At 46.6% G+C, this 25,660-nt stretch carries 23 protein-coding genes and 1 riboswitch; of the genes, 11 read left to right on the top strand and 12 right to left on the bottom strand.

Annotated elements, in window-relative coordinates; genetic code table 11:
- Positions 1–198: 198 nt before the first annotated feature.
- From B3G15_RS00735 to B3G15_RS00715, 5 genes are all read right to left on the bottom strand, one after another.
- Positions 199–1,494, bottom strand: a complete 1,296-nt coding sequence (locus tag B3G15_RS00735; protein WP_290714420.1) for a DUF2252 domain-containing protein — start codon at positions 1,492–1,494, stop codon at positions 199–201.
- 67 nt (positions 1,495–1,561) lie between these two features.
- Positions 1,562–2,509, bottom strand: coding sequence for a peptide-methionine (S)-S-oxide reductase MsrA (gene msrA, locus B3G15_RS00730; RefSeq protein ID WP_064300483.1), 948 nt, complete (start codon positions 2,507–2,509; stop codon positions 1,562–1,564).
- 69 nt (positions 2,510–2,578) lie between these two features.
- Positions 2,579–2,761: a hypothetical protein gene (locus tag B3G15_RS00725; protein ID WP_035399267.1), complete on the bottom strand. Its 183-nt coding sequence runs from the start codon at positions 2,759–2,761 to the stop codon at positions 2,579–2,581.
- Between the two features lie 60 nt (positions 2,762–2,821).
- Positions 2,822–4,582, bottom strand: a complete 1,761-nt coding sequence (locus B3G15_RS00720) for a solute:sodium symporter family transporter (RefSeq protein WP_290714415.1) — start codon at positions 4,580–4,582, stop codon at positions 2,822–2,824.
- Positions 4,583–5,123: 541 nt separating this feature from the next.
- On the bottom strand, positions 5,124–6,605 hold the full coding sequence (locus tag B3G15_RS00715) for an amino acid permease (RefSeq protein WP_055969897.1): 1,482 nt from the start codon (positions 6,603–6,605) through the stop codon (positions 5,124–5,126).
- Positions 6,606–6,736: 131 nt separating this feature from the next.
- A riboswitch (Lysine riboswitch) is annotated at positions 6,737–6,925 on the bottom strand.
- 165 nt (positions 6,926–7,090) lie between these two features.
- On the opposite strand from B3G15_RS00715, the gene B3G15_RS00710 reads away from it, so the two are divergent.
- Together B3G15_RS00710 and B3G15_RS00705 are read left to right on the top strand one after the other, a co-directional pair.
- The gene (locus tag B3G15_RS00710; RefSeq protein ID WP_050677326.1) at positions 7,091–7,546 is read left to right on the top strand and encodes a MarR family winged helix-turn-helix transcriptional regulator; all 456 of its coding nucleotides are present in this window, start codon (positions 7,091–7,093) and stop codon (positions 7,544–7,546) included.
- 136 nt (positions 7,547–7,682) lie between these two features.
- Positions 7,683–8,774, top strand: a complete 1,092-nt coding sequence (locus tag B3G15_RS00705; RefSeq protein WP_290714411.1) for a diguanylate cyclase — start codon at positions 7,683–7,685, stop codon at positions 8,772–8,774.
- A 43-nt stretch (positions 8,775–8,817) separates the two neighbouring features.
- Here the strand turns inward: B3G15_RS00705 and B3G15_RS00700 are convergent, their stop codons facing one another.
- Complete coding sequence (locus B3G15_RS00700) at positions 8,818–9,423, bottom strand: TetR/AcrR family transcriptional regulator (protein WP_023466731.1); 606 nt, start codon at positions 9,421–9,423, stop codon at positions 8,818–8,820.
- A gap of 191 nt (positions 9,424–9,614) precedes the next feature.
- Here B3G15_RS00700 and B3G15_RS00695 point away from each other — a divergent pair, with 191 nt between their 5' ends.
- The 4 genes from B3G15_RS00695 (at position 9,615) to B3G15_RS00680 (ending at position 13,526) form a co-directional block, all read left to right on the top strand.
- Complete coding sequence (locus tag B3G15_RS00695) at positions 9,615–10,271, top strand: HlyD family secretion protein (RefSeq protein WP_035399222.1); 657 nt, start codon at positions 9,615–9,617, stop codon at positions 10,269–10,271.
- A 12-nt stretch (positions 10,272–10,283) separates the two neighbouring features.
- A complete protein-coding gene (locus tag B3G15_RS00690; protein ID WP_058265449.1) occupies positions 10,284–11,975 on the top strand; it encodes a DHA2 family efflux MFS transporter permease subunit in 1,692 nt (563 codons plus the stop codon).
- A 310-nt stretch (positions 11,976–12,285) separates the two neighbouring features.
- Positions 12,286–12,843: a hypothetical protein gene (locus B3G15_RS00685; protein ID WP_023466728.1), complete on the top strand. Its 558-nt coding sequence runs from the start codon at positions 12,286–12,288 to the stop codon at positions 12,841–12,843.
- A 125-nt stretch (positions 12,844–12,968) separates the two neighbouring features.
- Entirely contained in the window at positions 12,969–13,526 is a 558-nt protein-coding gene (locus B3G15_RS00680) for a nitroreductase family protein (protein WP_023466727.1), read from the top strand.
- Positions 13,527–13,646: 120 nt separating this feature from the next.
- Here B3G15_RS00680 and B3G15_RS00675 read toward each other — a convergent pair whose 3' ends face one another.
- From B3G15_RS00675 to B3G15_RS00665, 3 genes are read right to left on the bottom strand one after another with little or no spacing between them, the layout of a single operon-like run.
- Positions 13,647–14,849 (bottom strand): CDP-glycerol glycerophosphotransferase family protein, encoded by a 1,203-nt coding sequence (locus B3G15_RS00675; protein WP_290714402.1) that lies wholly within the window; start codon positions 14,847–14,849, stop codon positions 13,647–13,649.
- A 31-nt stretch (positions 14,850–14,880) separates the two neighbouring features.
- The gene (locus B3G15_RS00670; protein WP_029343156.1) at positions 14,881–15,906 is read right to left on the bottom strand and encodes a ribitol-5-phosphate dehydrogenase; all 1,026 of its coding nucleotides are present in this window, start codon (positions 15,904–15,906) and stop codon (positions 14,881–14,883) included.
- Entirely contained in the window at positions 15,903–16,616 is a 714-nt protein-coding gene (locus tag B3G15_RS00665) for an IspD/TarI family cytidylyltransferase (RefSeq protein ID WP_056064491.1), read from the bottom strand. Before B3G15_RS00665 ends, B3G15_RS00670 begins: the two co-directional genes overlap by 4 nt.
- A 298-nt stretch (positions 16,617–16,914) precedes the next feature.
- Between B3G15_RS00665 and B3G15_RS00660 the strand changes: the two genes are divergently transcribed.
- The 3 genes from B3G15_RS00660 to B3G15_RS00650 all read left to right on the top strand — a co-directional run bounded on the left by B3G15_RS00660 (position 16,915) and on the right by B3G15_RS00650 (position 21,297).
- On the top strand, positions 16,915–18,681 hold the full coding sequence (locus tag B3G15_RS00660) for a CDP-glycerol glycerophosphotransferase family protein (protein ID WP_290714398.1): 1,767 nt from the start codon (positions 16,915–16,917) through the stop codon (positions 18,679–18,681).
- On the top strand, positions 18,678–19,739 hold the full coding sequence (locus B3G15_RS00655) for an acyltransferase family protein (RefSeq protein WP_149426641.1): 1,062 nt from the start codon (positions 18,678–18,680) through the stop codon (positions 19,737–19,739). The genes B3G15_RS00660 and B3G15_RS00655 overlap by 4 nt, the downstream gene beginning before the upstream one ends.
- Positions 19,740–20,100: 361 nt before the next feature.
- Positions 20,101–21,297: an MFS transporter gene (locus tag B3G15_RS00650; protein ID WP_290714393.1), complete on the top strand. Its 1,197-nt coding sequence runs from the start codon at positions 20,101–20,103 to the stop codon at positions 21,295–21,297.
- Between the two features lie 80 nt (positions 21,298–21,377).
- On the opposite strand, the gene B3G15_RS00645 is transcribed toward B3G15_RS00650, so the two are convergent.
- From B3G15_RS00645 to B3G15_RS00635, 3 genes are all read right to left on the bottom strand, one after another.
- Positions 21,378–21,677: a hypothetical protein gene (locus B3G15_RS00645; protein ID WP_290714391.1), complete on the bottom strand. Its 300-nt coding sequence runs from the start codon at positions 21,675–21,677 to the stop codon at positions 21,378–21,380.
- Positions 21,678–21,744: 67 nt separating this feature from the next.
- Positions 21,745–22,197, bottom strand: a complete 453-nt coding sequence (locus B3G15_RS00640) for a DUF4385 domain-containing protein (protein WP_075642788.1) — start codon at positions 22,195–22,197, stop codon at positions 21,745–21,747.
- Positions 22,198–22,246: 49 nt separating this feature from the next.
- Positions 22,247–22,876: a TetR/AcrR family transcriptional regulator gene (locus tag B3G15_RS00635; RefSeq protein ID WP_290714387.1), complete on the bottom strand. Its 630-nt coding sequence runs from the start codon at positions 22,874–22,876 to the stop codon at positions 22,247–22,249.
- A 108-nt stretch (positions 22,877–22,984) separates the two neighbouring features.
- On the opposite strand from B3G15_RS00635, the gene kynU reads away from it, so the two are divergent.
- Together kynU and B3G15_RS00625 are read left to right on the top strand one after the other, a co-directional pair.
- Positions 22,985–24,262 (top strand): kynureninase, encoded by a 1,278-nt coding sequence (gene kynU / locus B3G15_RS00630; RefSeq protein WP_290714385.1) that lies wholly within the window; start codon positions 22,985–22,987, stop codon positions 24,260–24,262.
- A gap of 10 nt (positions 24,263–24,272) precedes the next feature.
- The gene (locus tag B3G15_RS00625) at positions 24,273–25,652 is read left to right on the top strand and encodes an amino acid permease (protein ID WP_251133565.1); all 1,380 of its coding nucleotides are present in this window, start codon (positions 24,273–24,275) and stop codon (positions 25,650–25,652) included.
- Positions 25,653–25,660: the final 8 nt, after the last annotated feature.

Below are 25,660 nucleotides of genomic sequence, written 5' to 3'. Positions count from 1 at the left end.
ATTCGTCCTACGGAGCGAGTCGTCCGTAAGAACTTAATCAAAAATTTACGAAGTTTTCTGATAAATTGATATAGGTCATTATACCTATTTCTATTTTGTTGAACGCTTTCATTTGTTAAACAAAAAAATTCGTACAAAAAAGATGGATGTGTAACACATGTTACACATCCATCTGACAAGCTTCAGTTTGTTAGGTTTTTAATTTGTTTTTCGGGTCTTCACCCACTCCAAAAACACTTGGTAATCCAGCTTTGTTCGTGTCACGTAGGCTTCTGACCAACGCTCGATTTGCTCTAAAAAAGCAGTGTCCGAAACACCAATGGCTTGGATGATTTCAACATCCGCATGATGTGTCAAAATTTTTTCTTTAATCCCGGCGTCCTGATCCGCCCGCGCATGGATTTTCGCGGTAATTTGACCTTGAATACACAACACGTTCTCAAGGTCTTCCTGACTTTTGATATGCTTTGCTTTTAGTTTTTTCTTATATGGCGAGCGCTCACGTACATAATATTCCTTTTTCCCAATCGTCAGGTAGCCAAGATATGGATCCTCATGTGCCTGCATCGCTTTTTGGGACGTGATGATCCGGCGTCCTTGATGAACTGTTTCTGCTTCTGGACGATAGACGGGAAGGAACAACGAAGGGACAGAAGTCTGAGCTTGTTTCATCTCTAGAATCAAATCTTCTTCCCCTCCCTCCCCCTCAATCAAGATGTAATAGCGTTCAAGACCAATCGATGCCGTTCCACTGTCTAGTTTTCGGACGATATCCTTGATTGTATAGAACGCTTCGTCACGACGATCCTCTGCGTCAATCGTCTCGATATAGGAGGACCAGGCAGACTCAATCGCTATTCGCGTCGTATCATCTATCGCTTGCATATCCGGTAATGTACAAAAACGTCTCACGCCATCCACCAGTTTCGTCCGCTCTCCCATTAATTCCTCACGTTTCTTTTCTGCTTTTTTGATCAACTTCTTGATTGGTCCTTTCGTATTATCCCGCGTAAAACAGACATCACTCGGATCTTTTCCGAGAGCGTACTTTTTTAAATCGTGTAAGTATTCCAGGACATAATTTCGAATCGCAGGAGCCGGATCGTATCCTGCCTCTTCAGCGAACAACCGGACGGAGACCGCCATGCGAATCAAATCGTATAGATAAGATCCTAAGTACCCTTCATCAAAGTCATTGACGTCGTAGATGATCTCTCCCTTCGCATTGCCATGGACACCGAAATTCTCAAAATGAAGATCTCCCTGAATCCACGTCGGTTTATCACGAGGCGTATCAAAACCAAGGGGGATTCGCGTCACGTCATAATAAAACAGATGCGAACTCCCACGGAAAAAGCGAAACGGACTCAAGCTCATCTTGTCGTACTTTTCCTGACGTGCTTGCTCATCGAGCTGACGGATTTCGTGATCGTAGAAATCAAGCACCATCGCAATCGTCATTTGTCGAATCTCTTCATATACGGGTCGAAACATTCGATTCTCTCCCTTCCATTTGAAAAAAGAGCAGTCAAAACGAAATCGTTTGACTGCTCTTTACGTGTTACTCGAAATGTTTTTTATATTCCCCATATCCTGCCGAATCAAGCTCTTCAAGCGGAATAAATCGTAATGCTGCTGAGTTGATACAATAGCGAAGACCACCAAGTTCTGTCGGACCATCATCGAAGATATGACCGAGGTGACTATCCGCATTCGCAGAACGCACTTCCGTCCGCGTCATCCCGTGACTCGTATCGAGTTCGACTTCCATCTTGTCTTCTGAGATCGGTTTAGCGAAACTCGGCCAACCACAGTTCGACTGGAACTTATCTTTCGATGTGAAGAGTGGTGTACCATCGACGATATCGACGTACAGTCCTGGACGTTCTTCATCCCAGTATTCGTTACGGAAAGCGGGTTCTGTCCCGTTCTCTTGTGTGACTTTATACTGAATTGGTGTCAGACGCTCTTTCAGTTCTTTTTCCTTACCTTGGTCCTTCCACGCTTCCTTGATGAATTTCGCGCGACCTGAGCCGACACTATACATCTGATAACGGAACGGATTCTTTTTATAATAATCTTGGTGATATTCTTCGGCTGGCCAAAACGGCTTTTCTGGACGAATCTCTACCGCGACCGGACGCGAGAAGCGTCCTGATGCGTCAAGCGCTGCTTTCGAACGTTCAGCTGCTTCACGCTGTGCTTCATCGACATAAAAGATGGCCGGTTGGTACGATTCACCACGGTCATTGAATTGACCTCCACCATCTGTCGGGTCAATTTGACGCCAGAAGATCTCGAGTAATTCTTCGTACGTAATGACGGACGGATCGTACGTGACTTCAACCGCCTCCAAGTGACCTGTCGTTTCCGAACAGACCTCTTTATAAGTCGGGTTCTCTGTATGACCACCGGTATATCCTGAAATGACCTGCTCTACCCCATCATATTTATGGAATGGCTTGACCATGCACCAGAAACAACCACCTGCAAATATTGCTTTTGCCATCTATCTTCCCCTCCTCTGTATGTGTCTATTTTACCGCGTTCAGAGAATGGACTCGACTTTCCTGCTCATTCAATCCTCTGGGTTCGCTTTTAGACGACGCATGACGAAGTAAATCGCCGCAAAGACAAGAAGAAGTCCTCCGAGCGAATACCAGATGTTATTCAAACGATAAATCATTTGGTACAAGGCAAGCGTCACAAGCAATAATGCGATCGGTAAGAAGGCACGCTTGAAGTGGTACCAGTAATTCACGAAGATCGCCTCCTGTTTTTCTTTCATCTTACCCGATATGTCATGTCTTCTGCGAGAGGATTATTCTGCTTGACGGTACTCTTCTTCGAGATAGGTCCGGTACTTCGCTTCCCAAGCGTTTAGCGACACACGCCATAATACGATCGTTGCAATGACAAGTCCTAACGTAACCGGCCAGAACCAAATCGATACGATGCCTGCTGTCGAAGCCAGTCCGATTTTTGAAAACAGAACGTACGTCCAAATGATGGATGTGCATAATAAGATCGAAACCGGAATCGCGAATTTCCATGGAGTGAGCTCGACAGACTGTCGTCGATTGACCTTTCTTGACTGGACGACCGGGTAACGATATCCCATGAATACCATGAACAGCACTTCAATCACGAGTAGAATACCGTACCCATGAATATAGCTAATGCCATGATCCCAGCCGAACAGTTGTTTGAAACCGAAGACGAATAAGTAATACGCGAACACGTGAAAGACGATGACGATTTTCGCTGCAATCGCCGGAATTCGTTTCATGAAAATCCCCATTAATACGATGACGAGAATCGGAATGTTGAAAAAACCTGTGAATTGCCGGATCAAACTCCATAAGCCGTCCGGCGCGTACATCAAGAATGGTGCGATGACGAAAGAGATTAAAGCAACGATCGTTCCGAACCATTTACTGACAAGAATCAAATGTTCATCACTCGCCTCTTTCGCAAACACCGGCTGATAGATATCGAGGACGAAAAGTGTTGCAATACTGTTTAGCAACGAGTTAAACGAACTGAAGACGGCTCCGAGTAAGACAGCCAAGAAAAATCCCATCAGCGAGACCGGCAGTAACTCCGTAATGAGTTGAGGATATGATAAATCACCGCTTGTTAGTGTGTTCCCATACAAGTGATAGGCAATGATCCCAGGAATCAGCATGAAGATTGGAACTAATAACTTTAAGAATCCTGTCATGAGGACGCCCTTCTGTCCTTCCTTCAAATCTTTTGCCCCGAGCACACGTTGAATGACATATTGATTGAGTGACCAATAAAATAAGTTCGCAAATAGGATACCCGTGAAAATCGAGAAGAACGGAACGGCATCGGTTGAGCTTCCGATTGCGTTCAGCTTCTCCGGTTGCACAGTCGCAATCGTCTTCATCCCTTGAAGTAAATTCCCATCACCCAGTGTGATAAAGCCGAGTACCGGAACTAGGAATCCAACGAAGACGAGCCCGATCCCGTTCAAGGTATCCGAGACAGCCACCGCACGTAGTCCTCCAAAAATCGCATAAATTGCTCCGATGATCCCGACGACCCAGACGACTAACCAAAGGGATTGCGTATAACTAAGACCAAATAGTTCCGGAACATCGAATAGCTGCAAGACAGCAATCCCACCCGAATAAAGCATCGAAGGAATCGTGACGCACATATATCCGAGTAAAAAGAGTAAGACTGTCATCCGGCGAACCGTCTCATCATATCGGTGACTTAAGTATTCCGGTAACGTCGAGATACCAAGCCCGAGAAACTTCGGGAGTAGATAAATCGCCATGATGATGGCAGCAAATCCCGCCGTGACTTCCCACGCCATACTCGACATGTTTCCCATGAAGGATTGTCCATTTAGTCCAATCAACTGTTCTGCCGACAAATTCGTCAGCAGTAGCGATCCGGCAATGAAAACGCCACTTAGCCCTCGTCCCGCTAAGAAGTATTCATCGACGCCTTGTGTTTTCCCACGCGTCAATCGGTAGGATATGTAAGCAACGAGCAACATGAAAAACGCTGCAGAACCTAATGTGAAAAATAATTCAGATGTAGTCATGCGTCTCCCCCTATTCTTTATTCATATTTCTATTTTTGAATACTTATTCATTGATTCCTTTTTTATACTTTTTCAAAACTATATTTTAGAGAACGTTTTCATTTAAGGGAATAAAAAACCACCTTCAATAGAAGGTGGTTCCGATTGCAGAAAATGGACTGACTCAAAAAAAGAATGACACGTCTTTTCACGCCCTTTCCTCATACGAGACACAAGCCAGTTTTCCCGCTCCAGTCGAGCAGGAAAACGGGTCTTGTTTGTCTCTGAAAGCGCAAAATTGCGCTTTTTCCTGTAGGAGTGGCGTGTAACGTGTCATTCTTTTTTATACCGTCAGGAGAATCAGAGAAGCGTTTTGTTCACTCGACATCGCTTCCTAGGGAATAACAAGCAAGAGCGACCCTGCAGCGAAGCGATGCTTGTCCCTGGAAAAACGATTCGAAACGAACAAAAAAGCGCAATCTTTCTCATCAGACTCATCAGAGAAAAATTGCACTTTGTCTTCAATCTCAATCACCTTCATTTATAGAAGGTGGTTCACACATTATGATTGACGTGGATGTTCCGGGAAGTCCATCTCGTCATAACGAACGATCGACGTTCGATTTTTGAATTTATGTCCTAACCAGAAGGCAAGGAATAATGGAATACCAACATACGTTGCGGCAATTCCGACCCAATCGATTTGATCCGCAAGGAATGCTGCGTAGTTTTGACCAACGATGACGAGGAAACAAAGACCGAATGCGAACAGCGGACCAAACGGGAACGCTGGTGCAACATATGGTAAGTCTTTCAACGAGTGACCTTGTGCAAGGAATCCTTTACGGAAACGATAGTGACTGATTGCAATCCCGAGCCATGCGATGAAGCCTGTCATCCCCGAAGCATTGAGTAACCACAAGTAGACTTGTCCACCAAACATCGACGTCAAGAAACAGAGTGCACCGATTGCTCCTGTTGCGAGCAAAGCGTTACGCGGTACACCGTTTTTCGATACTTTCGCGAACAACTTCGGTGCATCCCCTTGGCGAGCAAGCGTATAAAGCATCCGAGTCGAAGCATACATACCTGAGTTTCCGGCAGATAGAACAGACGTCAAGATGACGGCGTTCATGAGTGCTGCTGAGAACGCAAGACCTGCTTTTTCAAAGACGAGCGTAAACGGACTAACCGCTACGTCCGTAATGTCATTCGAAACCAAGTTCGGACTCGTATACGGAATGAGCATTCCGATGACGAAAATCGCGAAGACGTAGAAAAGTAAGATACGCCAGAAAACTTGTTTGACTGCTTTAGGAACGTTCTTTTTCGGGTCTTCTGACTCACCCGCGGCAATCCCGACGAGCTCCGTTCCTTGGAAACTGAATCCAGCAACAAGAATGATTCCGATGACGGCAGGAATCCCACCGACGAACGGTGCATCGCCAAGAGCAAAGTTTTTAAAGCCAACCGGTGGCTCCGATGTAAAGACACCGAAAATCATCGCAACACCGACGACTAAGAAGACGATGACGGTAACGACTTTAATCATCGCAAACCAATACTCCGCTTCCCCGAATCCTTTAACGGAGAAGTAGTTCAAGCCGATCATGAGTAAGAGGAATAAGGCACTGAAATAAAATCCAGGAACATCCGGGAACCAGTACGTCATGACGATTTGTGCTGCGACGAGTTCAACTGCGATCGTGACTGCCCAGTTGTACCAGTAGTTCCAGCCGAGTGCAAAGCCGAATGATGGATCGACGAATTTTGTTCCATATGTCGAGAAGGATCCAGCGACCGGCATGTACGCTGCCATTTCACCAAGACTTGTCATGAGGAAGTAAACCATCAGACCAACGATTGCATACGATAGGAGCGCACCACCTGGTCCTGCTGCTGCGACGGAAGCACCGGACGCAATGAAGAGTCCTGTTCCGATCGCTCCACCGATGGCGATCATTGACATATGACGGGCTTGTAATCCACGTTTTAATCCTTCTGCTGTCGAATCTGTTGTTTGTTTCACATCTAGATTGTTCATTTCGTTCGCTTCTCTCTTTAATAAATTTTTGAGAGGACACTTTTTGAATGAAAAAACAAAAAGCGCCCTCATCTTCCAGATGGAAGATGAGAACGCAACATAATAAAATGGATGCGCCTCATTCTACCGTCGTGAAAGATAGCTCTCCACAAGTAGGTGATACCCGACTTGTGACAGTATTAGACCTATTTGATCTAATCCCAATCGATCATCTTCAAAGCGATGATTGATTTCGGCAATTCTTCCTTTCAGGTCACCTCATCTGTCGCTTGACGACATCCGTAACCGTACTCTTAAGAACTGCAACCTCCATCCCACTGGTTGAGTGAGAACTGAATTAAGTTAGTTATTACTACGCCATATTACACAAAACGCCACGAAATTGTCAATTGCCTTTTTCGAATCTGGGGTAGTCGATGGTAAAAATCCGATATGTTTAGTACACTAAATGGTAGAAGTCCACTGAGAGAAAGGATGCTGCTTGCATGCCACAGGAACGTGATTTGCTAACTTATCGACTCGAGGAACAAATGCGCGTCATTCTTCGTACCCTGCGACGTGAACTTAACCGGCTATTTGAAGGAACGGCGACCCGGAGTGAGTTTTTCATCTTACGAAGCCTTTCAGAAAATGGTCCTCAGCGCCCGACGCTTCTTGCGGAACAATTTGAGCTCGCGACGAGTCAAGTCACTGCTTTGACGGATAAGCTGTATAAACAAGGATATGTCACACGGACACGCTCGACGGAAGATCGTCGTTCAATCGTCCTCGCTTTGACGGATGACGGAGAACGTGCATTTCGGGATCTCGAAATCGTCCGGAAAAACTATTTACAAGATCGCTTCGGTACATTGACGGAAGAAGAGCTGGAAACGATGATTCGTGTCTTTGATAAAATTTTACTGACGATGGATGAGGATTCTCTTACTTCATCTTCTTAAAAACGGTAGATTTTCTACCGTTTTTTATTTTTCATCTAAACATTTATGCCTGTCTAACCGTTATCTAGTTGAGTATACTGGAAGTATATATATGGAAATCTGTTAGTTGGGGAGCTGGGAGGATTTGTTGTCCATCATGAATCAATTCATCATTAACTTTTGTCTACTGTTTACAACGATTACTCTCTTGTTCTTACCGTTTCGGAATCAACCGCGTATTTCATTGAACTCCAAATGGTGCATTCGACTTATACTCGGAGCAGTCTCTGGTTTGATTGCGGTCTTATTGATGTTCAATGGGATTCAAATCGATGTCGCCCGTGTTGATTTACGTATCGTTCCCGTCGCGATTGCCATGCTGTTCGGTGGTTTCCCAAGCGCCATCGTTGCTGGTGCAATGATCATCGGGACACGTTACTTTTTAACACCAGTTGATCAAATGGAAGGATTTTATTTATCGACGTTGATCATCGTCTTGTTCATCACGACGATCGGGATCATTCGTCGATTCGTCCATGTCTCGATGCGTCATTTTCAGCTTATGGTGTTGGTCGGTATTCTCTATTCGTTACCCGCCATCTACGTCCTGACGCACAGCTGGTCGACATTCTTTAAAATCTCGATTGCGTACGTCTTCTTTAATTTATTTGCTGGCTTTGTCGCTTTTCGATTGCTGACGGAATTACGCCGTCACTTCGAAAACATCCAGTATCAGCAGAAACTCGCCATGACGGATGCTTTGACAGGGCTCGCCAATCGTCGTCGCCTGGATGACTCGCTTTCGCTTGTCGGCTCGACCGACCAAGGCTATTCGCTTGTACTCATCGATATCGATTTCTTCAAGCATGTCAATGATACATATGGTCATGATGCGGGCGATGATGTGTTACGCCAACTCGGCATGACTCTCGCTTCCTTGACCCGTCCAGACGACCTCGTCGGACGGTACGGTGGTGAAGAATTTTTAATCATCTTACCAAGTACTTCGGCGAAAGAAGCGCAAAAAATAGCAGAACTAGCTCGGTTGACGGTCGCACGTAACCTGTTCCCAACAGCAGATGTACCTGATCTGCAAATTACGATCTCACTTGGGATTTCCCATTCCAGTGGTTCGCATACGTCACTTGAAGCATTACAACAGGCAGATAAAGCGTTGTATTATTCAAAAGAAAGCGGACGGAATCGGAGTACGATCTATACGAAAGAACTTGCATTCCGACAAGCTTAAACTGATTGGACACTTCCGCAGGGAAGTGTCTTTTTTTACGTCTTCATTCCGTCTCTTTAGGAAAACCGATACTCTCAACCGTTCCAAAGACGATCATCCGACTTAATTGTTCTGCCATGTATTCTGATGAATACGGTCGACCGTTTCGTAACCAAGAAATCAACAATCCCAACTGTCCACCAATGACATAGTTCAATAATAAGTCTCGATCGACGAACGTAGCTTCTTCTGTGATTTGCGGTCGAAACACAATTCGATAATTCTCTTTCAATGTATCGAGAAAACGAGAGATGAACGTTTTGATCGGTCCTTGAACGAGCATCGTCTGATAGAATAGTTCATTTTCTTCGATATGAATGAACAAACGAGCAAAATAGCGACTCACCTGCTCGACTGTCGGAAAGACAGTTCCTGTACCCGTGATCCGAATTGCTTGTTCAAGTGCCTTCATTTGCTCCTCAACGATTTGGTCGAGCAAATCATACTTATCCGTATAGTGTGCGTAGAAGGTCGAACGGTTCACACCGGCTCCATCCGTCAGCATTTTGACAGTAATACTCGAGAAGCTGTGCGTCTTCAATAAACGAAATAATTCCATTGTAATACGGTCACGTGACCGTTTTGGTCGGGGATCACGGCTCTCATTCATCCATATTTCACTCCTTTTCCATCCTCTTTTCATTAATGAATCCGTTATCATCTATTTTTCCAACATTTTGTCGGAAATTGTCGGTTGTTTGTTAGCTAATGATCCATATAATTAACTATATTAATTACTCCTCCCCCAGAGGAGTACTTTTTTTGAATCGATTGTACACAAGAAAGGATGCTAACACACCCATGAGTATGAAAAAATTATTGATCATCAATATCGTGACACTCATCGTTTTAATCGGTGGTGGTGTTGTCGGATACTACTATTACGATCAAGCAACGAGCTATGTCAAAACAGACAATGCGAAAATCGACGGTAAGATGATAACGGTTGCGAGCCCAAGCGCTGGTAAATTAACAGACTGGTCTGCGAAAACAGGCGAATCACTCGCCAGTGGAGCAACAGTCGGACACGTCATGACGGCACAAGCCGGACAAAAACCGACGGACCTCTCTGTTTCAATGCCCTCAAAAGCAACGATCGTTCAGTCGATGGCGACAAAGAACGGCTTCGTCGCAGCAGGTACACCTCTCGCCTATGGTTTTGACTTAAACGACCTTTGGGTCACGGCGAACATCGAAGAAACAGAAATCGATGAAATCAAAGTCGGACAAACAGTGGATGTTTACGTCGACAGCTATCCGGACACGACACTTTCTGGTGAAGTCGAGCAAATCGGTATGACGACGGCTTCCACGTTCTCAATGATGCCTTCTTCAAACGGAAACGCGAACTACACGAAAGTCGCACAAGTCATTCCAGTTAAAGTATCACTCTCGCAAGAAAAATCACTCGACATTCGACCTGGTATGAATGTGACCGTCCGCATTCATAAGGATTAAGGAGGGACGTTCATGTCTACTACCTTCTTGTTCGGATACAGTGCGTTCACGATTCTGATCATCATCGGCGTCAACTGGATTGCCCGTCGAAGTCGCTCATCCGACACGGCACTGGCGACGGACGGACCGACACTTGAGGAATCCCTCGAGGCGGAACCGACGATGACCGTGACACCACCAGTCGCAGCACCTTCTAAACAGGTATCGACTGAAAACGTCAGTATTCCGAAAGTACTGACGGTCTTACTCATCGGTATGTTCATTGCTATTTTGAACCAAACGTTGATTAATGTCGCGTTACCAGTTCTGATCAATGACTTCAACGTGTCGACGTCCACTGCCCAGTGGTTGACGACGGGCTTCATGCTCGTTAACGGGATTTTGATTCCGATCAGTGCCTTTTTGATGCGAAGCTATACGTTCCGCCAGCTGTTCCTCGCTTCGATGACACTGTTTTTCTTCGGATCGGTCATCTGTTCGATGGCAATGAACTTCCCGGTCATGATGATCGGTCGTGTCGTTCAGGCAGCGGGGGCTGGTATCTTGATGCCACTCGGATCAAACGTCTTCATGACATTGTTCCCACCGCATAAGCGCGGTGCTGCCATGGGAATGCTCGGAATCGCGATGATTCTGGCTCCTGCTGTCGGACCTACGATCACGGGATATGTCATCCAAAACTATGACTGGCACGTCATGTTTTATGCGATGTCCTTCTTTGGATTAGTGACGTTGTTACTCGGTACGGCTTGGTTCCGCCTGACGCAGCCACTCTCGAAACCTTCTTTTGACGCACTGGGCGTCTTATTCAGTACGATCGGATTTGGGAGTCTCCTTTACGGATTCAGTGAAGCCGGGAATGACGGCTGGGATAGCCCGATCGTCATCAGCACGATCGTCATCGGCTTAATCGGAATTGCTGCTTTTGCGATGCGTGAGCTATCGATGGAAGATCCGATGTTGAATATTCGTGTGTTGAAAGTACCGGAATTTTCGTTCACCCTCTTCATCAACGTCATCGTCACGATGGCGTTGTTCGGTGGGATGTTACTTTTACCGATTTACCTTCAAAGCATTCGCGGTTTTTCACCGGTCGATTCAGGTCTTCTCCTTTTACCCGGATCACTAATCATGGGTATCACCGGACCGATTGCCGGTCGTTTATTTGACCGCTTCGGTATTCGTCCGCTCGCTATCTTCGGTTTGACGTTGATGACGTACGGGACATGGGAATTGACGCAATTGAACATGGATACGTCGTATTATTCCATCATGGGCATCTACATGCTTCGGTCATTCGGTATGGCATTCATCATGATGCCGATCATGACTGCCGGTATGAACGCTTTACCGATGAAGATGATCCCGCATGGAAACGCGACCCAAAACACACTTCGTCAAGTCGCCGGCTCCATCGGAACGGCAATTCTCGTCACCGTTATGACCCGTCAAACGACGGCTCACTTGGCAGACGACGCGAATCAGTTTACGACGCTCGACCCGACGCTTTCACAACATTTAAACGATCTTGGACAACAGCTGGGTAGCTCACAAGCCGCTTCAACGAGTTGGTTTACGATGTTGACGAAACAAGCGACGATCCAAGGGATCACCGATGCGTTCTGGATTGCGACCGTCTTATCTGCGCTTGCACTGATTCTGTCCTTCTTCTTGCACGGAAAAAAAGAACCGAATCTGGATTGATTAAGGTAAGGGTGGCAGAATGATGATCTGCCACCCTTATCTCATAACAAAAAGAATGACGCGTTTCACGCAACTCCTACAGGAAAAAGCGCATCTTTGCGCTGTCAGAGACAAACAAGACCCGCTTTCCTGCTTGAATGAAGCAGGAAAACTGGCTTGTGTCTCGCCTGAGGAAAGGGCGTGAAAAGACGCGTCATTCTTTTTTGAGTCAGCCTCTTTTCTTATACTTTACGAAAAGTTCTTCTTTGCACTTCAGCCTTAAAATCGATACACTAGGAACAATGAGTTTCATATCTAAAGGAGATGCTTTATGGTTGCCTTTCTGCAATTTTATGCGTTCATCTTTGCTTGTTGTTTTGCTTGGCAAGTTGGTCGACCATCCCCTTGGTCACAAAAGATCGTTCGTGCCTTTTTAACAAGTGTCAACGGGCTCTTCGTATTCGCACGTGCCTCGATTTCAATTTTTTTATTGGTTGGACCACTATTACTCGTCACCTATCTTGTCTTCCCACGGTTAATCGCTTTTGAAAATGGTTTAGCGATGGTGATCAGCGTGCTCGTCATCGGACTGGTTGATCGTCTCGTCAGTCTCGTCGTCCTGCCACTCATGCGTTCCTTTTTCTTAAAACGTCAACGCGTCATGCCACAATCGGTGGAAATGGTGCTTTATACGATGGCAATGGCTGTCTTGCTCTTCATTCAGCTTCATGCTGTTCCTGGCGTTCAAATTCATGTAGCATTAACGATTTTCCTTGGTTTTACGATCTACTTCGCCCATTATCTATTTGCCCTATACCGGATTCGTCTTATGAAAAAAAAGCTAACGACTGTTGCTCAAGATCAAGACGAGGAACGAAAAGCCTCTTAATCCGAATGCAACGAAAGATGATTTCCTCACGGGAATCGTCTTTTTTTATTTTCTGACAAATAACGTTGACAATGATAATCGTTATCATTTATAGTGAAAAAGTACTCAGTGAGGAGATGAAACGGATGCATGCCCAACAAGTGATTGAAACACGCCGGTCGATCCGGTCTTATACGGAACAACCCGTTCCGGTCGAATTGGTAGAAGCATTACTCGACACGGCGATTTATGCCCCGAATCATAAATTACGAGAGCCTTGGCGCTTTGTTCTCGCAATCGAAGACGGACAAACACGGTATGTCGATGCCTTGATGGAATTGCTGACAGCGCGTGGTCAATTCGAGACGAAAACGTCTGAACAACGTCAACAGGCTGAACAAAAATTACGGGAAGTCCCGGTTTATTTAACGGTACTTTGTCAGGTACAAGGGACGCCGGATCAACAGCTAGAGGATACACTTGCAACAGCTGCGATGATTCAAAATCTGCAGTTGGTAGCAACAGAACGAGGTCTTGGGTGTTGCTGGAAGAGCGGGAAACACTGGTTCACACCAGAGTATGCCTCACTCGTTGACGCTTCTGAAAACGAACGTGTTCTTGGCGTCATTCAAATCGGCTGGCCTGCCATCGTTCCACCTGTCAAACCGAGAACGTCCGCAAAGGACAAGTTGACGCACTTTTAAGAGGTGCGCATTCTGCGAGCTACCCCTGCTCGCGCCAATCAAGCCCCAATTCAAAAATAAAAACGTTCCGATGACGTCTCTCTCCCCAAATGGAGACGCAATCGGAACGTTTTTCTGTATTCACACTGGTGTTTTCGTATAGATAGGCGCCTCTGGAATCGTGTCATATAACATATGGTCGACGATTCGTTTGGTCGCTTCTCCGTCCTGATACGTAAAGAACTGGTTCGCGAATGTCTCGATCTTCTGTGTATCGAATTGCCCACGTTTAATCCAAGCAATGACGTCTTCGAACGTCGACACGATTGGTCCCGGTACGAACGTTTCATATGGGAAGTAGAAATCGCGTTCTGCTTTATACGACTGCAGATCGTTGACGAGAAAAATCATCGGCTTCTGCAACAAAGCAAACTCGAAGATGACAGACGAATAATCCGTAATCAGAATATCCGCAATTTGCATTAGATCATTGATGTCCGGATAGTCTGTCATATTAATGATTTGATCCGCATACGCGTCCGGTACGACTGGTGGATTGAGAACAAACGGGTGCATGCGAAGCAAGAGGACTGTATCCGGTCCAAGCTCACGACGGAACTTCTCAAAATCGAGCTCTTGATCGTAATGTGCCGTTGTCTGTCCATTTCCTCGGAACGTCGGTGCGAGTAAGATGATTCGTTTCTTGCGCCATTCTGGATATCGGTCATACAACTTTTCTCGAACGCGGGCTTGGCGTGCTGTGTTCAGTAGCTGATCCGTCCGTGGAACCCCTAAGGGATAGATCCGTTTATGCTCCATTCCGAAAGCATCCGCATATGGTGCGATACATGCTTCACCGGAAACATAGACCTTGCTATAGTTCCGGTGAATCTGGACCATCTTCAAATAATCATCATCCGGCGAATACGATTTATCAAGCACACTATAGCCGAACTTTTTAAAGGCTCCACAAGCATGCCATAGCTGAATGACTTCTGTTCCTTCCCGTAAGGACGACACATAGACAGGGTAATAATAATCATCAATGATGAAGTAACGAGCAGTCGCTAACTCGTACGTCGCTCGCATCATATGAAAGACGTATTGGATTTGCCCCGCCAACGATTGAGGGAATCGCTTTAACAAAAAAACGTATTCATACCCTAAGTCGCGACGTTCGAGTTCATCGTAGACGGCACGAAAGTTATCGACAAGACGATCGGAACGATACGTCGCAAAGACGACTTTTTTCGGTTGAATCGGTAACCGTTTCGTCAACCAGTACGTCACAGCAAGCAGATAGTGGACCGTCCGTCGTTGCAATAACCGAATTTTTTGTTTCATAGACGATTCTCCTCTTTTTCAGCGCACATCGTTACATGCACCATTCCATGACCGTCTTTCCGAACCGGTTCGTCAAATCGTTTTCAAACGCTTTATGGATATCTTCGATTTGTCGAATTTGGAAGACGCCTGAAACAAGGTTCGATAAATAAGCTGGAATATCAGGATGTGTTTGATACAATTCCATCGTCCGTGCGAAATCAGCCGGTGTACTCCGACTTGAACCATAGACACGAAGACCTTTTTCAAGAATCATCCGTGTGTTAATCGCGACGGCATCTTCTGATACGCCAAGTAACGCCATCGTGCCTTCCGGAATGATATAGTCGATCATCTGATTGATCGCATATTGGCTGCCAATTCCCCCAACACATTCGAAACCGTGGTTGAAGGAGACATCGGCTGGAATCTGATCGATGTGGTACGTCTCGTCTGCAAACGAGAAATAGTCAAGCTTCGACTGCGTTTTGCCAAAGACGAGTAATTTCGCTTCCGGATACAACTTACGTAGCAAGAGTGCTGTGATGAAGCCAAGATTCCCGTCACCCCACACTCCGAACGTCTCCCGACGCGGATGGGCAATCTTTTCGAAACGAGTCAAGGCATGGACCGATACACTGACGAGTTCAGTGAATGCCGCGACTTCAGGGTCAAGATCAGCCGGTACTTCGACAAGACGATCTGCTTTTAAGAACACATAGTCTTGCATATAGCCATCGTATCCACTCGAACGGAAACGACTCGTTCGCAAATAGTTTTCACCGATGATGTCATCTTCTTCCGTCGGTGTATTCGGAACCATCGCGACGAGTGTTCCCTTCTTGAATGTTCCACTCGGATCATGTACGACTTTTCCGATGCCTTCATGAATCATGGCCATCGGTAATTTTTTCGCCAATACTTCCGCACTACGGCTACCCGTGAAGTAGCGTTGATCCGCGTGACAAATCGATAAATACGTTGGACGCACGACAACGCGATCGGTATTCAATGACCGTTCATCATACGTCACTTCGATTTGACGCGGGGCGACGAGTTGATAGACTTGGTTAATCATTGATGAATCCGCTCCTTCAAGATAGCATTCGCAATCCGTAGGTCGTATGGTGTCGTCACTTTAATATTGAACAGTTCACCCGTGACGAGCGCCACATCTTCTCCTTTAAGTAAAAGAATCTTACAAGCATCCGTCAAAATCGCTCGTTCTTCCGTCGAAAGCGACTCATAATGCGATTTCAACTTCGTGATCTGGAAACTTTGTGGTGTCTGTCCTTGATACATTTGATCACGAACCGGAATATCCGTGATCGTTTTACCGTTCGTTGAAGCGACGATCGTATCGATTGCTGAAATGACCGTATCGCATGAGCCGAATTCTTGTGCTGCTTCAATGTTTTCTTTAATAATGCGGTGCGTCAAGAACGGACGGACGGCGTCGTGTGTGACGATGATATCTTCCTCAGACAGACCGTTTTTCTCTTCGATCCAGTTCACCGCTGCCATGATCGATTCATTTCGATCCTGTCCACCCGGTGTAATGACGAGGCGTTCATCTTTTCCGATGTATTTCTCCAAAATATCGCGCGTATAGTTAATCCAAGCAGTCGGTGTGACGATGATGATGCGGTCAAAATCCTCATGTAATAGGAATTTCTCTACTGTATGGACGATGATTGGACGTTCTCCGATCGATAAGAATTGTTTCGGTCGATCGACATTCCCCATCCGTGTTCCTTTTCCTCCAGCTAAAATGGCTGCATAAATCATCTTCTGGCGCAGTGTCTCGTTGACTCTTTCAAACGAGACGACCTGCTTCCCTCCCTTATGAAATAATCGAATTTCGGTTTTCTTTCCCTAGCGTTCAGGGTATGTGTAATCGTGCAGTCTGTGTTGAAGTGTTATTTTACAAAAACACAAAAAAATAAAGAAATCCCTATTAATTTTAATGTCTCACGATATAATGAGTGGTGATTTCTAGTTTCACTATACTATGTTCACGTAAAATTTAAAAATCTATCATGATTGTGTAAATGCATTGTAATTATTCGAGCGAGGAGAGATGGTTTTGATAGAAGAGACACTGACCCCTACTTTACATGCTGAGGTCACCTACTTGGAATTAGCTGGAACGACGTTTCGTTTCGAAGCACGTTTAAGTGGATTGGCTGATTTTTTGCGTGCCGAACAAACGTTATTTGAAAATCCTACATCGCAACAGCAACCTGAACTTGAGGAACATGACGATGAGTATATTCAGTCTGAACCTACTGAAGCATTGGTACCGCTTGAACGTGCCATCGTCTTCCGTAATAAACGAAACAAACGGACGTTCATTTGCCGCTTTCCGTTCGAAGGTGACTGGACGGAAGAAGCCTTTACGGGCGAATTGAACCTGAATCATATCACGCCGACAGGTCGTCCACTGCCGATGGGCTATTTTGATGCGTTCTTCGCCATCGTCCAAGGAAAAACGATCTTACATGAAGCGCCTTTTGGTGATACGCGTTCGTTAATCCCGGTCGCTTACCGCGTCGATACAAAACATAGTAACGCCTTGATCTTACTCGAATATGAACTTGTCGTGCAGTATTCGGAATACAGCAACTCTTTAGGTTTCCATTCCCTGAAGAAAGGCGAATCGAAACGTCTAATCCAAGTCATCGATCGCTATAAGAAGTGGAAGAAGAACATGAAGAAGCGCGCGTTCAAGTTCCGTCGTTTTACATTTAAGGCGATCTATAACGTTACGAAATGGACGCAACCAATTCAAGAGAACAAAGTCATCCTCGCTTCGGATTCGCGGAGTGATATCAGTGGGAACTTTGCTTATATCTTGGATGAAGTCAAACGCCGCGATTTAGATCTTGATGTGAAAACCTTCTTCAAACCGAATCTTCAGTCTCGTCGTGATTGGCGTGACAAATTTGCCTTGCCATACCACTTAGCGACAGCAAAGACGATTCTTGTCGATGACTTCTATCCGATGATCTATCCGTTGAATATTCGTAAAGGCAGTGATTTGGTTCAAGTCTGGCATGCCGTTGGCGCCTTCAAGACATTCGGGTACAGCCGTCTCGGAAAACCAGGTGGTCCAAGCGCGAACTCGCTTAGTCACCGGAACTATACGAAAGCCATCGTCAGCTCCCATAATGTCGCCCGTCATTATGCTGAAGGCTTCGGGTTACGGGAAGATCAAGTCATCGCGACCGGTATTCCACGGACGGATATGTTCTTCGATCAACCGTTCATCGAGGAAGCAAAAGCACGTATCTATGAGGAATATCCCATCTTCAAACAAAAGAAAGTCATCATGTTCGCGCCGACGTTCCGAGGAAATGGTGCGAAGAGTGCCTATTATGATTTTGATCAACTCGATCTTGATGCGCTGTACGAAGCACTTCATGAGGAGTACGTCTTCGTCCTTAAACTGCATCCATTCATCCGCCGCCGGATGGAGATTCCAGAAGTCTACGCTGACTTCTTCCTCGATTTGACGGATCATCGTGAAATCAATGAGTTGCTGTTCGTCTCAGACATCTTGATTACGGATTACTCATCGACGTGTTTCGAGTTCTCCCTATTGAATCGACCGATGTTGTTCTTCGCGTATGACCTTGAGGACTATATCTCAAAACGTGATTTCTATTACGACTTCGAGGAATTCGTTCCGGGTCCAATCGTCAAGACATCAGAAGAGTTGATTGAACGGATTAAAAACAAAGACTTCGAAATGCATAATGTCAAAGCATTCGCAGAATATTTCTTTGAACATCAAGACGGAAAATCGAGTGCCCGGTTTGTTGATCAAATCCTGCTGGGTGAGAAAAAATGAATCGCCCCATCAAACCAGTGACCACGCCAACGTACGATCATTGGCTTGGGAACTATAAGGTCTTACTCATCTTCATGGTCGTCTTTGGTCATTTGATCGAGACGTTTCGAGATTTACCGGGAAACGATAGTGTGAGGATGGCGTATAACGTCATTTACTTGTTGCACATGCCTGCCTTCATCTTCATGAGCGGCTATTTTTTCAAACAAGTTCGACCTCAACGCATCCTCGCATTCGTTGCCCTGTATTTCATCTGGCAATCGATTCACGAAATCTATTTGTCCTACACGCAGGATGATTCCTTACGTGAGATGCTCGATGGGTTACTCCATCCGCTCGTTCCGAATTGGACGCTTTGGTATCTGCTCGGGATCATCATTTGGCAAACCGTCACCCCGGCATTCCAGGTGATGCGTTTCCCGCTGATCGTCAGTGTCTTATTTGCTTTGTTGATCAATGCCAATCCAGACTCGATCACGAACTTCCTGTCGTTACAAAAAGTCGTCAGTTTTTATCCGTTCTTTTTGATGGGTTACCTCGTCAAAGAGCGTGGTTGGTTAACTGACGCTGGCTGGCGAAAGCAGATGACAGCACCGATCGGTCGACTGACCGGACTAATCGTCTCGCTCTTGATTGCCGTCTTCATGATTCTCTGGACAAAAAATGGATTTGATACGGTCTGGCTCTTCTACCGCGACACCTATGGGGAATTTGAAGTCTCGCTTCTAAAGGGAGCAGCGATTCAATTGTTCCTCTATGCCGTCAGTACGATCATGATCTTCTCGGTCTTGTTGCTCGTGCCACACCGGTCATTCGGAGATCGATTCGACCAGATCGGCATCCAGACGCTTGCGATTTACTTGATTCACTCGTTCATCGTCCGTTTGTTCCGTGATTCGGTTCCACCAGCCATTACGGAGTCGCCCCTGTTACTGATCGGACTGTCCTTCTTGCTCGCTACCGGATTCGTCTGGTTGCTCTCGAGTCGACCCGTCGTGACGATCTTCCGACCGTTGCTATCACCGAACATTAAATGGTTATTAAAAAAAGACCAATAAATCTGAACCGGGGCTGACTCAAAAGTCAGTCTCTACAAAGATAAGGGTGGCAGAATAAAAATCTGCCACCCTTATCTCGTAACACAAAAAATGGCGCGTCACACGCCACTCCTACAGGAAAAGCGCATCTTGCGCTGTCAGAGACAAACAAGACCCGTTTTTCTGCTTGAATGAAGCAGGAAAACTGGCTTGTGTCTCGCCTGAGGAAAGGGCGTGAAAAGACGCGTCATTCTTTTTTGAGTCAGCCCCTTTTTCGAATCCTCGACTCGTCTACATTGACAGGTCCTTTAGCTTGAATCTAAGATAATGAAGGTGAAACAAATAACCGCTTACAGAAAGCGGGTCGAAAGAAGGGGTCCCCTTGCACGCGGATCAACGAAAAAAATTAACGGTCCTCATGATCAATATGTTTATTGCGGTCGGGAGCTTCGGGATCATCATTCCGATTCTACCCGCTTACTTAGCCTCGATTGGACAAGGTGGGACGGCAGCTGGGTTAATGATCGCCATCTTTGCCGGAGCACAGCTCGTCATGTCACCGATTGCCGGAAAATGGGCGGACCAATACGGTCGTCGCAAGATGATCATCTATGGATTGATCGGCTTGACGCTCTCGATGTTCGTCTTCTACTTCTCAAATTCCGTCACGGTTCTTTACATCTCGCGCGCAATCGGTGGTGCCGGTGCCGCCCTTCTGATTCCAGCCATCTTTGCTTACGTCGCGGACATCACGACGATGGATCAACGCGCAAAAGGAAACAGTTACGTCTCAGCTGCGATGTCACTCGGAATCGTCATCGGTCCTGGAATCGGTGGATTCCTTGCCGAATACGACTTAAAATTGCCACTACTCGTCTCAGCGATCGTCTCGGGGGCAGCCGTCTTGTTCAGCGTCCTGTTACTTCAAGAAAGCGAAAAACACGATGCGACAGCGATGGCACCAGACGAAGGTTCGATGCTCAAGAAACTGGGGACATCATTTAAGAAACCGTACTTCGTACCGCTCGTCATTACACTCGTCATGAGCTTCGGTCTCATGGCATACGAATCAGTACTTGGTCTATTCGTCGATGACCAATTCGGTGCTTCACCGAAAGACATCGCGATCATGGTGACGTCGACCGGGATCATCAGTGTCATTGCTCAAATCTTCATCGTCGATAAGCTGTCACGTAGTCTCGGAGAAGGAAAGGTCTTGAACCTATTCCTGTTCATCGCAGCGCTCGGCTTCCTGTTGTCATTATTGACATCAAGTTACGGTGGATTCTTTGCGATCACCCTCGTCATCTTCCTCGCGACGTCAATTTTACGTCCTGTCTTGAATACGATGATTTCAAAACTCGCTGGTAATGAGCAAGGCTTTGCTATGGGAATGAACAACGCCTACATGAGCATCGGGAACGTGCTCGGACCGACGCTTGCGGGTGTCCTATATGACGTCAATATTCTCTATCCGTTTGCACTCGGTCTGATGTTCCTCGTCGTGACGTTCATCGGATCGTTCATCTGGCAGAAACGTCAAGCACGATTGATTGCCAAGGTCGAACAGAGTTCTTAAACGAATCAAAAATAGCCTCGATTGCTCCATCCCATCGGACAGAGCAGTCGAGGCTTTTTTCGTTTAGCGATATTCGTCCGTCATACGGATTGTTCCTCTGTTCTTGACACGAGCAGTTTTGCAACGATTTCTGTTAACAAGAAAACGAAGACGACTCCTGTAAAATCCAGCGTCAACCACGGCATCAGACCATAGCCGATCAAAAGCGTCCCAATCATTAACGGACGATACGAAGAAAAGGATGGTCGATTCGAACGGACACTCAAAAGGACGCTCACGACACCAAGCACGATGAGCCACGTCACTGAAATATCATAGAAAAAGTGATCAATCAGTAAAAACAGACCAATCGGATACAGCGGAACCCACCAACGATTCATACACATGCCTCCCGTTTTCTTTTCAGTATCGCATGGTTTGAATTGATTCCCTTTATTTTGAAATGACTTATCCGTACTGCTTTTGATGCGCACGTTTAAGTTCAAGGTATTCTTCATCTGCCCGAATCAAATCCCATTTTTCTTGGAAGATGGCCGCAGATTTTGCTTTTTCTTCGTCGATCTCGCGCGTGTGCAATTCTTTGGTCTCTTTATCTTTATATTTGCGCCCACCCTTATAGTTCGCATAACGTCGTGCGCGCGTATGTCCCATCTGAATGAACTTCCGCGCCATATCCATACCGACGAAGTCTCCGTCTTCTTTATAAGCTAAATACATCTCATAAATTTTCTCAGACGATTCCTTCGCGATGTCCGGCGTCTTAAAACGCCAATGCGGCAAAATCTCACTTTTATAAGGTTCGACGAGTAAGACCCCTTGCTCCCCGCGTCCAACCCGGTACTTTTCCGGCTCCTTGCGAAAATCCGTCGTCTTGAAATCGAGATCGTAATCAAATGGCATCCCGGTCACGCTCCCTTCTACTTTGAAACGTTCCCTTCCTGTCCGTTCATCAATCCTCGATCCGGTAGAGTCCTTGCGTATAAATCGTCGCTAAGACGTGTGCGATCTCTTCAATCGTCGCTGTTGCTTCTTCACGGACGACTTCGAATAAATACATCTCGTTCGCGAAGAACCAGCCACGGGCGACGAGCTTCGGATCGACATCTTGTCGCGCGAGTCCTGTCTCCTGCGCATACTGGATATCCTGACTGATCCGATCAATGAAGCGTTCTCGAATCGCTTTCCATTTCGCACGGACGATGTAAGAGACGCCGATTGCTTGCTCAACGATCCGTAGCATCGCTCGTTCTTCTTCCGCGAGACGTAAGAAATCCGTAGCTTGCGTCACGATACGTTCCTTTGCCTCTAGCGACGTCGTCGGTTCAAATGTTCGTTCCGCAATCGCATGGAAGCGACTCATGACATCTTCCATCAGGACGACGAGCAACTCATCTTTCCCTTCAAAATGCACGTAGGCTGTTCCGTAGCCGACGCCAGCTTGTTTGATCACTTGTGAAATCGTTGCCGTTTGAAACCCTTGTTCTAAGAAGACGTCACGTGCCGCACTCAACAGTTTTTCGCGTGTCCGCACTGTGCGCAGATGTCGTTTATCGATTTTTTCTGGTTGAGAAGATGACATGTCCTTCACTCCTTTTGTTTTCTCTATTCGATAATATTGACACAATGTCAATTTGTTTGCTACGCTTTTGTCAAAATTGATTGAGCATTCATTTGAGGAGGATGACGTATGACACTGCAAGCAAAACGGACCGATGCTGCTGCTCAGGATGAGCAAGATGCACTCGCTGCCTATCGTGATGAGTTTTATCTGCAACCGGGTAGTATCTATATGGACGGAAACTCGCTCGGCTTATTATCGAAGCGTGCCGAGAAGACGTTGCTCGAGTCGCTATCAGACTGGAAAGAACTCGGAATCGATGGCTGGATGAAAGGACGTCATCCTTGGTTTGAATTATCGGAACGTCTCGCTGCTCTCAACGCTCCGCTCGTCGGCGCACAAGCGGAAGAAGTCATGGTCACTGGTTCGACGACCGTCAATCTCCATCAACTCGTCGCGACATTCTTCCAACCAACAGAAGGACGAGATAAGATTTTAGCGGATGCGCTGACGTTCCCGTCGGATATCTATGCCCTCCAAAGCCAACTTCGCTTACGTGGTCTGGATCCGGAGACACATCTCATCCAAGTACCGAGTCGGGACGGTCGCTTTTTAGAAGAAGACGATATCATCGCCGCGATGACGGATGATATCGCGTTAATCGTCTTGCCGGCGGTACTTTACCGAAGTGGACAAATTCTCGATATGGAGCGTTTGACGAAGGCAGCACACGACCGTGGCATCCTGATTGGTTTTGATGGTTGTCATTCCGTCGGAGCCGTTCCCCACGCGTTCCATGACTGGGGCGTCGACTTTGCCTACTGGTGTAATTACAAACACTTGAACGGTGGTCCTGGAACAGTTGGTGGATTATTCGTCCACGAACGTCATTTCGGAACGTTGCCTGGTCTGACGGGCTGGTTTGGTTCGCGGAAGGATAAGCAGTTCGATATGGATCATACGATGACACCGGCGGCGCATGCCGGTGCCTTCCAAATCGGCACACCACACGTCTTAAGTCTTGCTCCACAAATCGGTGCATTAGAGATGTTTGACGAAGTCGGTATCGAAGCCGTTCGGACAAAATCACTCGCGCTGACGCAGTACATGATGGACCTTGTCGAGCAGGAACTCACATCGTACGGTTTCGTCATCGGAAATCCGATCGATGATAAACGCCGCGGGGCGCATCTCAGCCTCGAGCACCCGGAAGCAGCACGGATCTGTAAAGCACTCAAGGAAAATCGGATCATTCCCGATTTCCGGGCACCAAACATCGTCCGTCTAGCACCCGTCGCGCTCTACAATACGTTTACCGATGTCTATGACGTCGTCGCGACACTTAAACGAATCATGAAAGATAAAGAATACGAACGTTTCGCGAATGAACGCGAAGTCGTTGCTTAAGGAGTACACCATGGAACAACCTACTGAACTACGGCGTGAACTCAAGACACGTCAACTCACGATGATTGCAATGGGCTGCGCGATCGGTACCGGTCTCTTCCTCGGAAGTGGGCTTGCAATCGGGCTTGCTGGACCGAGCGTTTTGATCAGTTACGCAGTCGGCGCCTTCATCGTCCTACTTTTAATGGGCTGTCTGGCTGAAATGACGGTCGCCCATCCGACATCTGGCTCGTTCGGTACGATTGCCGAACGATACATTAGTCCGTACGCGGGTTTTCTCGTCCGCTATTCGTACTGGATCGCAAACGTTCTCGCAATCGGCGTTGAAGTTAGTGCGATCGCCATCTATATGAAATACTGGTTCCCGGACGTTCCCGGGGTCGTCTGGATTCTCGTATTCGCTGCCGCGTTGATTTACATCAATGCTACGACAGTCAATACGTTCGCAACCTTTGAGTACTGGTTCTCGGTCATTAAGATTAGTGCCATCTTACTGTTCATCCTGCTTGGTGCTTACTTGGTCATCGGTAGTCCGAGCCCTGAGATCGGTCCACAAAACTTTACGAATGATGGTGGCTTCATGCCATTCGGCTTCTCGGGTCTCTGGATTGCGATCTTCATCTCCCTGTTCAGTTTCCTCGGAACGGAATTGATTGCCGTCACCGCTGGTGAAGCGAAGGATCCAGATGTCGCCGTACCGAAAGCATTAAAAGCGACGGTATTCCGTCTCTCGACGTTTTATGTCATCACGATTGCTTTGATGTTGATGATCGTTCCATGGCAACAAGCAGGCGGTGTCGATCAAAGTCCGTTCGTTAAAGTAATGGAGATGCTATCGATTCCGTATGCAGGCGGCATCATGAACTTCATCATCCTGACGGCGGCGCTGTCTGCGATGAACAGTCAACTGTATGCTTCGACACGGATGATGTATTCGTTATCGAAGGCAACGTATGCGCCAAAAGTATTTGGGCGTTTGAATCGAAAAGGTGTACCGCTCTTCGCACTCGCCTTGTCGACACTTGGGATTTTTCTCGCGGGGATCATCAGCAGTCAATCGAGCGTTTCTTATCCATTCATGATGGGAATTTCGATGTTCGGGGCGATTTTCACATGGTTCATGATTTTCATCTCCCATCTGTACTTCCGTAAAGCCTGGGAACGTGAAGGTGGACGGACGTTACCGGTTCGGATGATGGGCTATCCCTATCTGACTGCCCTCGGTGCATTGTTGTTATTCGCACTCGTCCTGACGACATGGTTCACGGATTTCCAAATCGTCTTGAAGTTTGGTGTACCGTGGTTAGTGTTCTTATCGATTGCCTATTTCTTCTGGAAACGGGCGCATCCGGAACAACCACAGACCGCTGAAAAACGAAAACTGAATTAACATGATAA

It is taken from the genome of Exiguobacterium sp. UBA1053 (assembly GCF_002316465.1).
Classification (GTDB): Bacteria; Bacillota; Bacilli; order Exiguobacteriales; family Exiguobacteriaceae; genus Exiguobacterium_A; species Exiguobacterium_A abrahamii.
The sequence above is the reverse complement of the archived record's forward strand: the minus strand, read 5'-3'. Positions and strand labels throughout refer to the sequence as shown.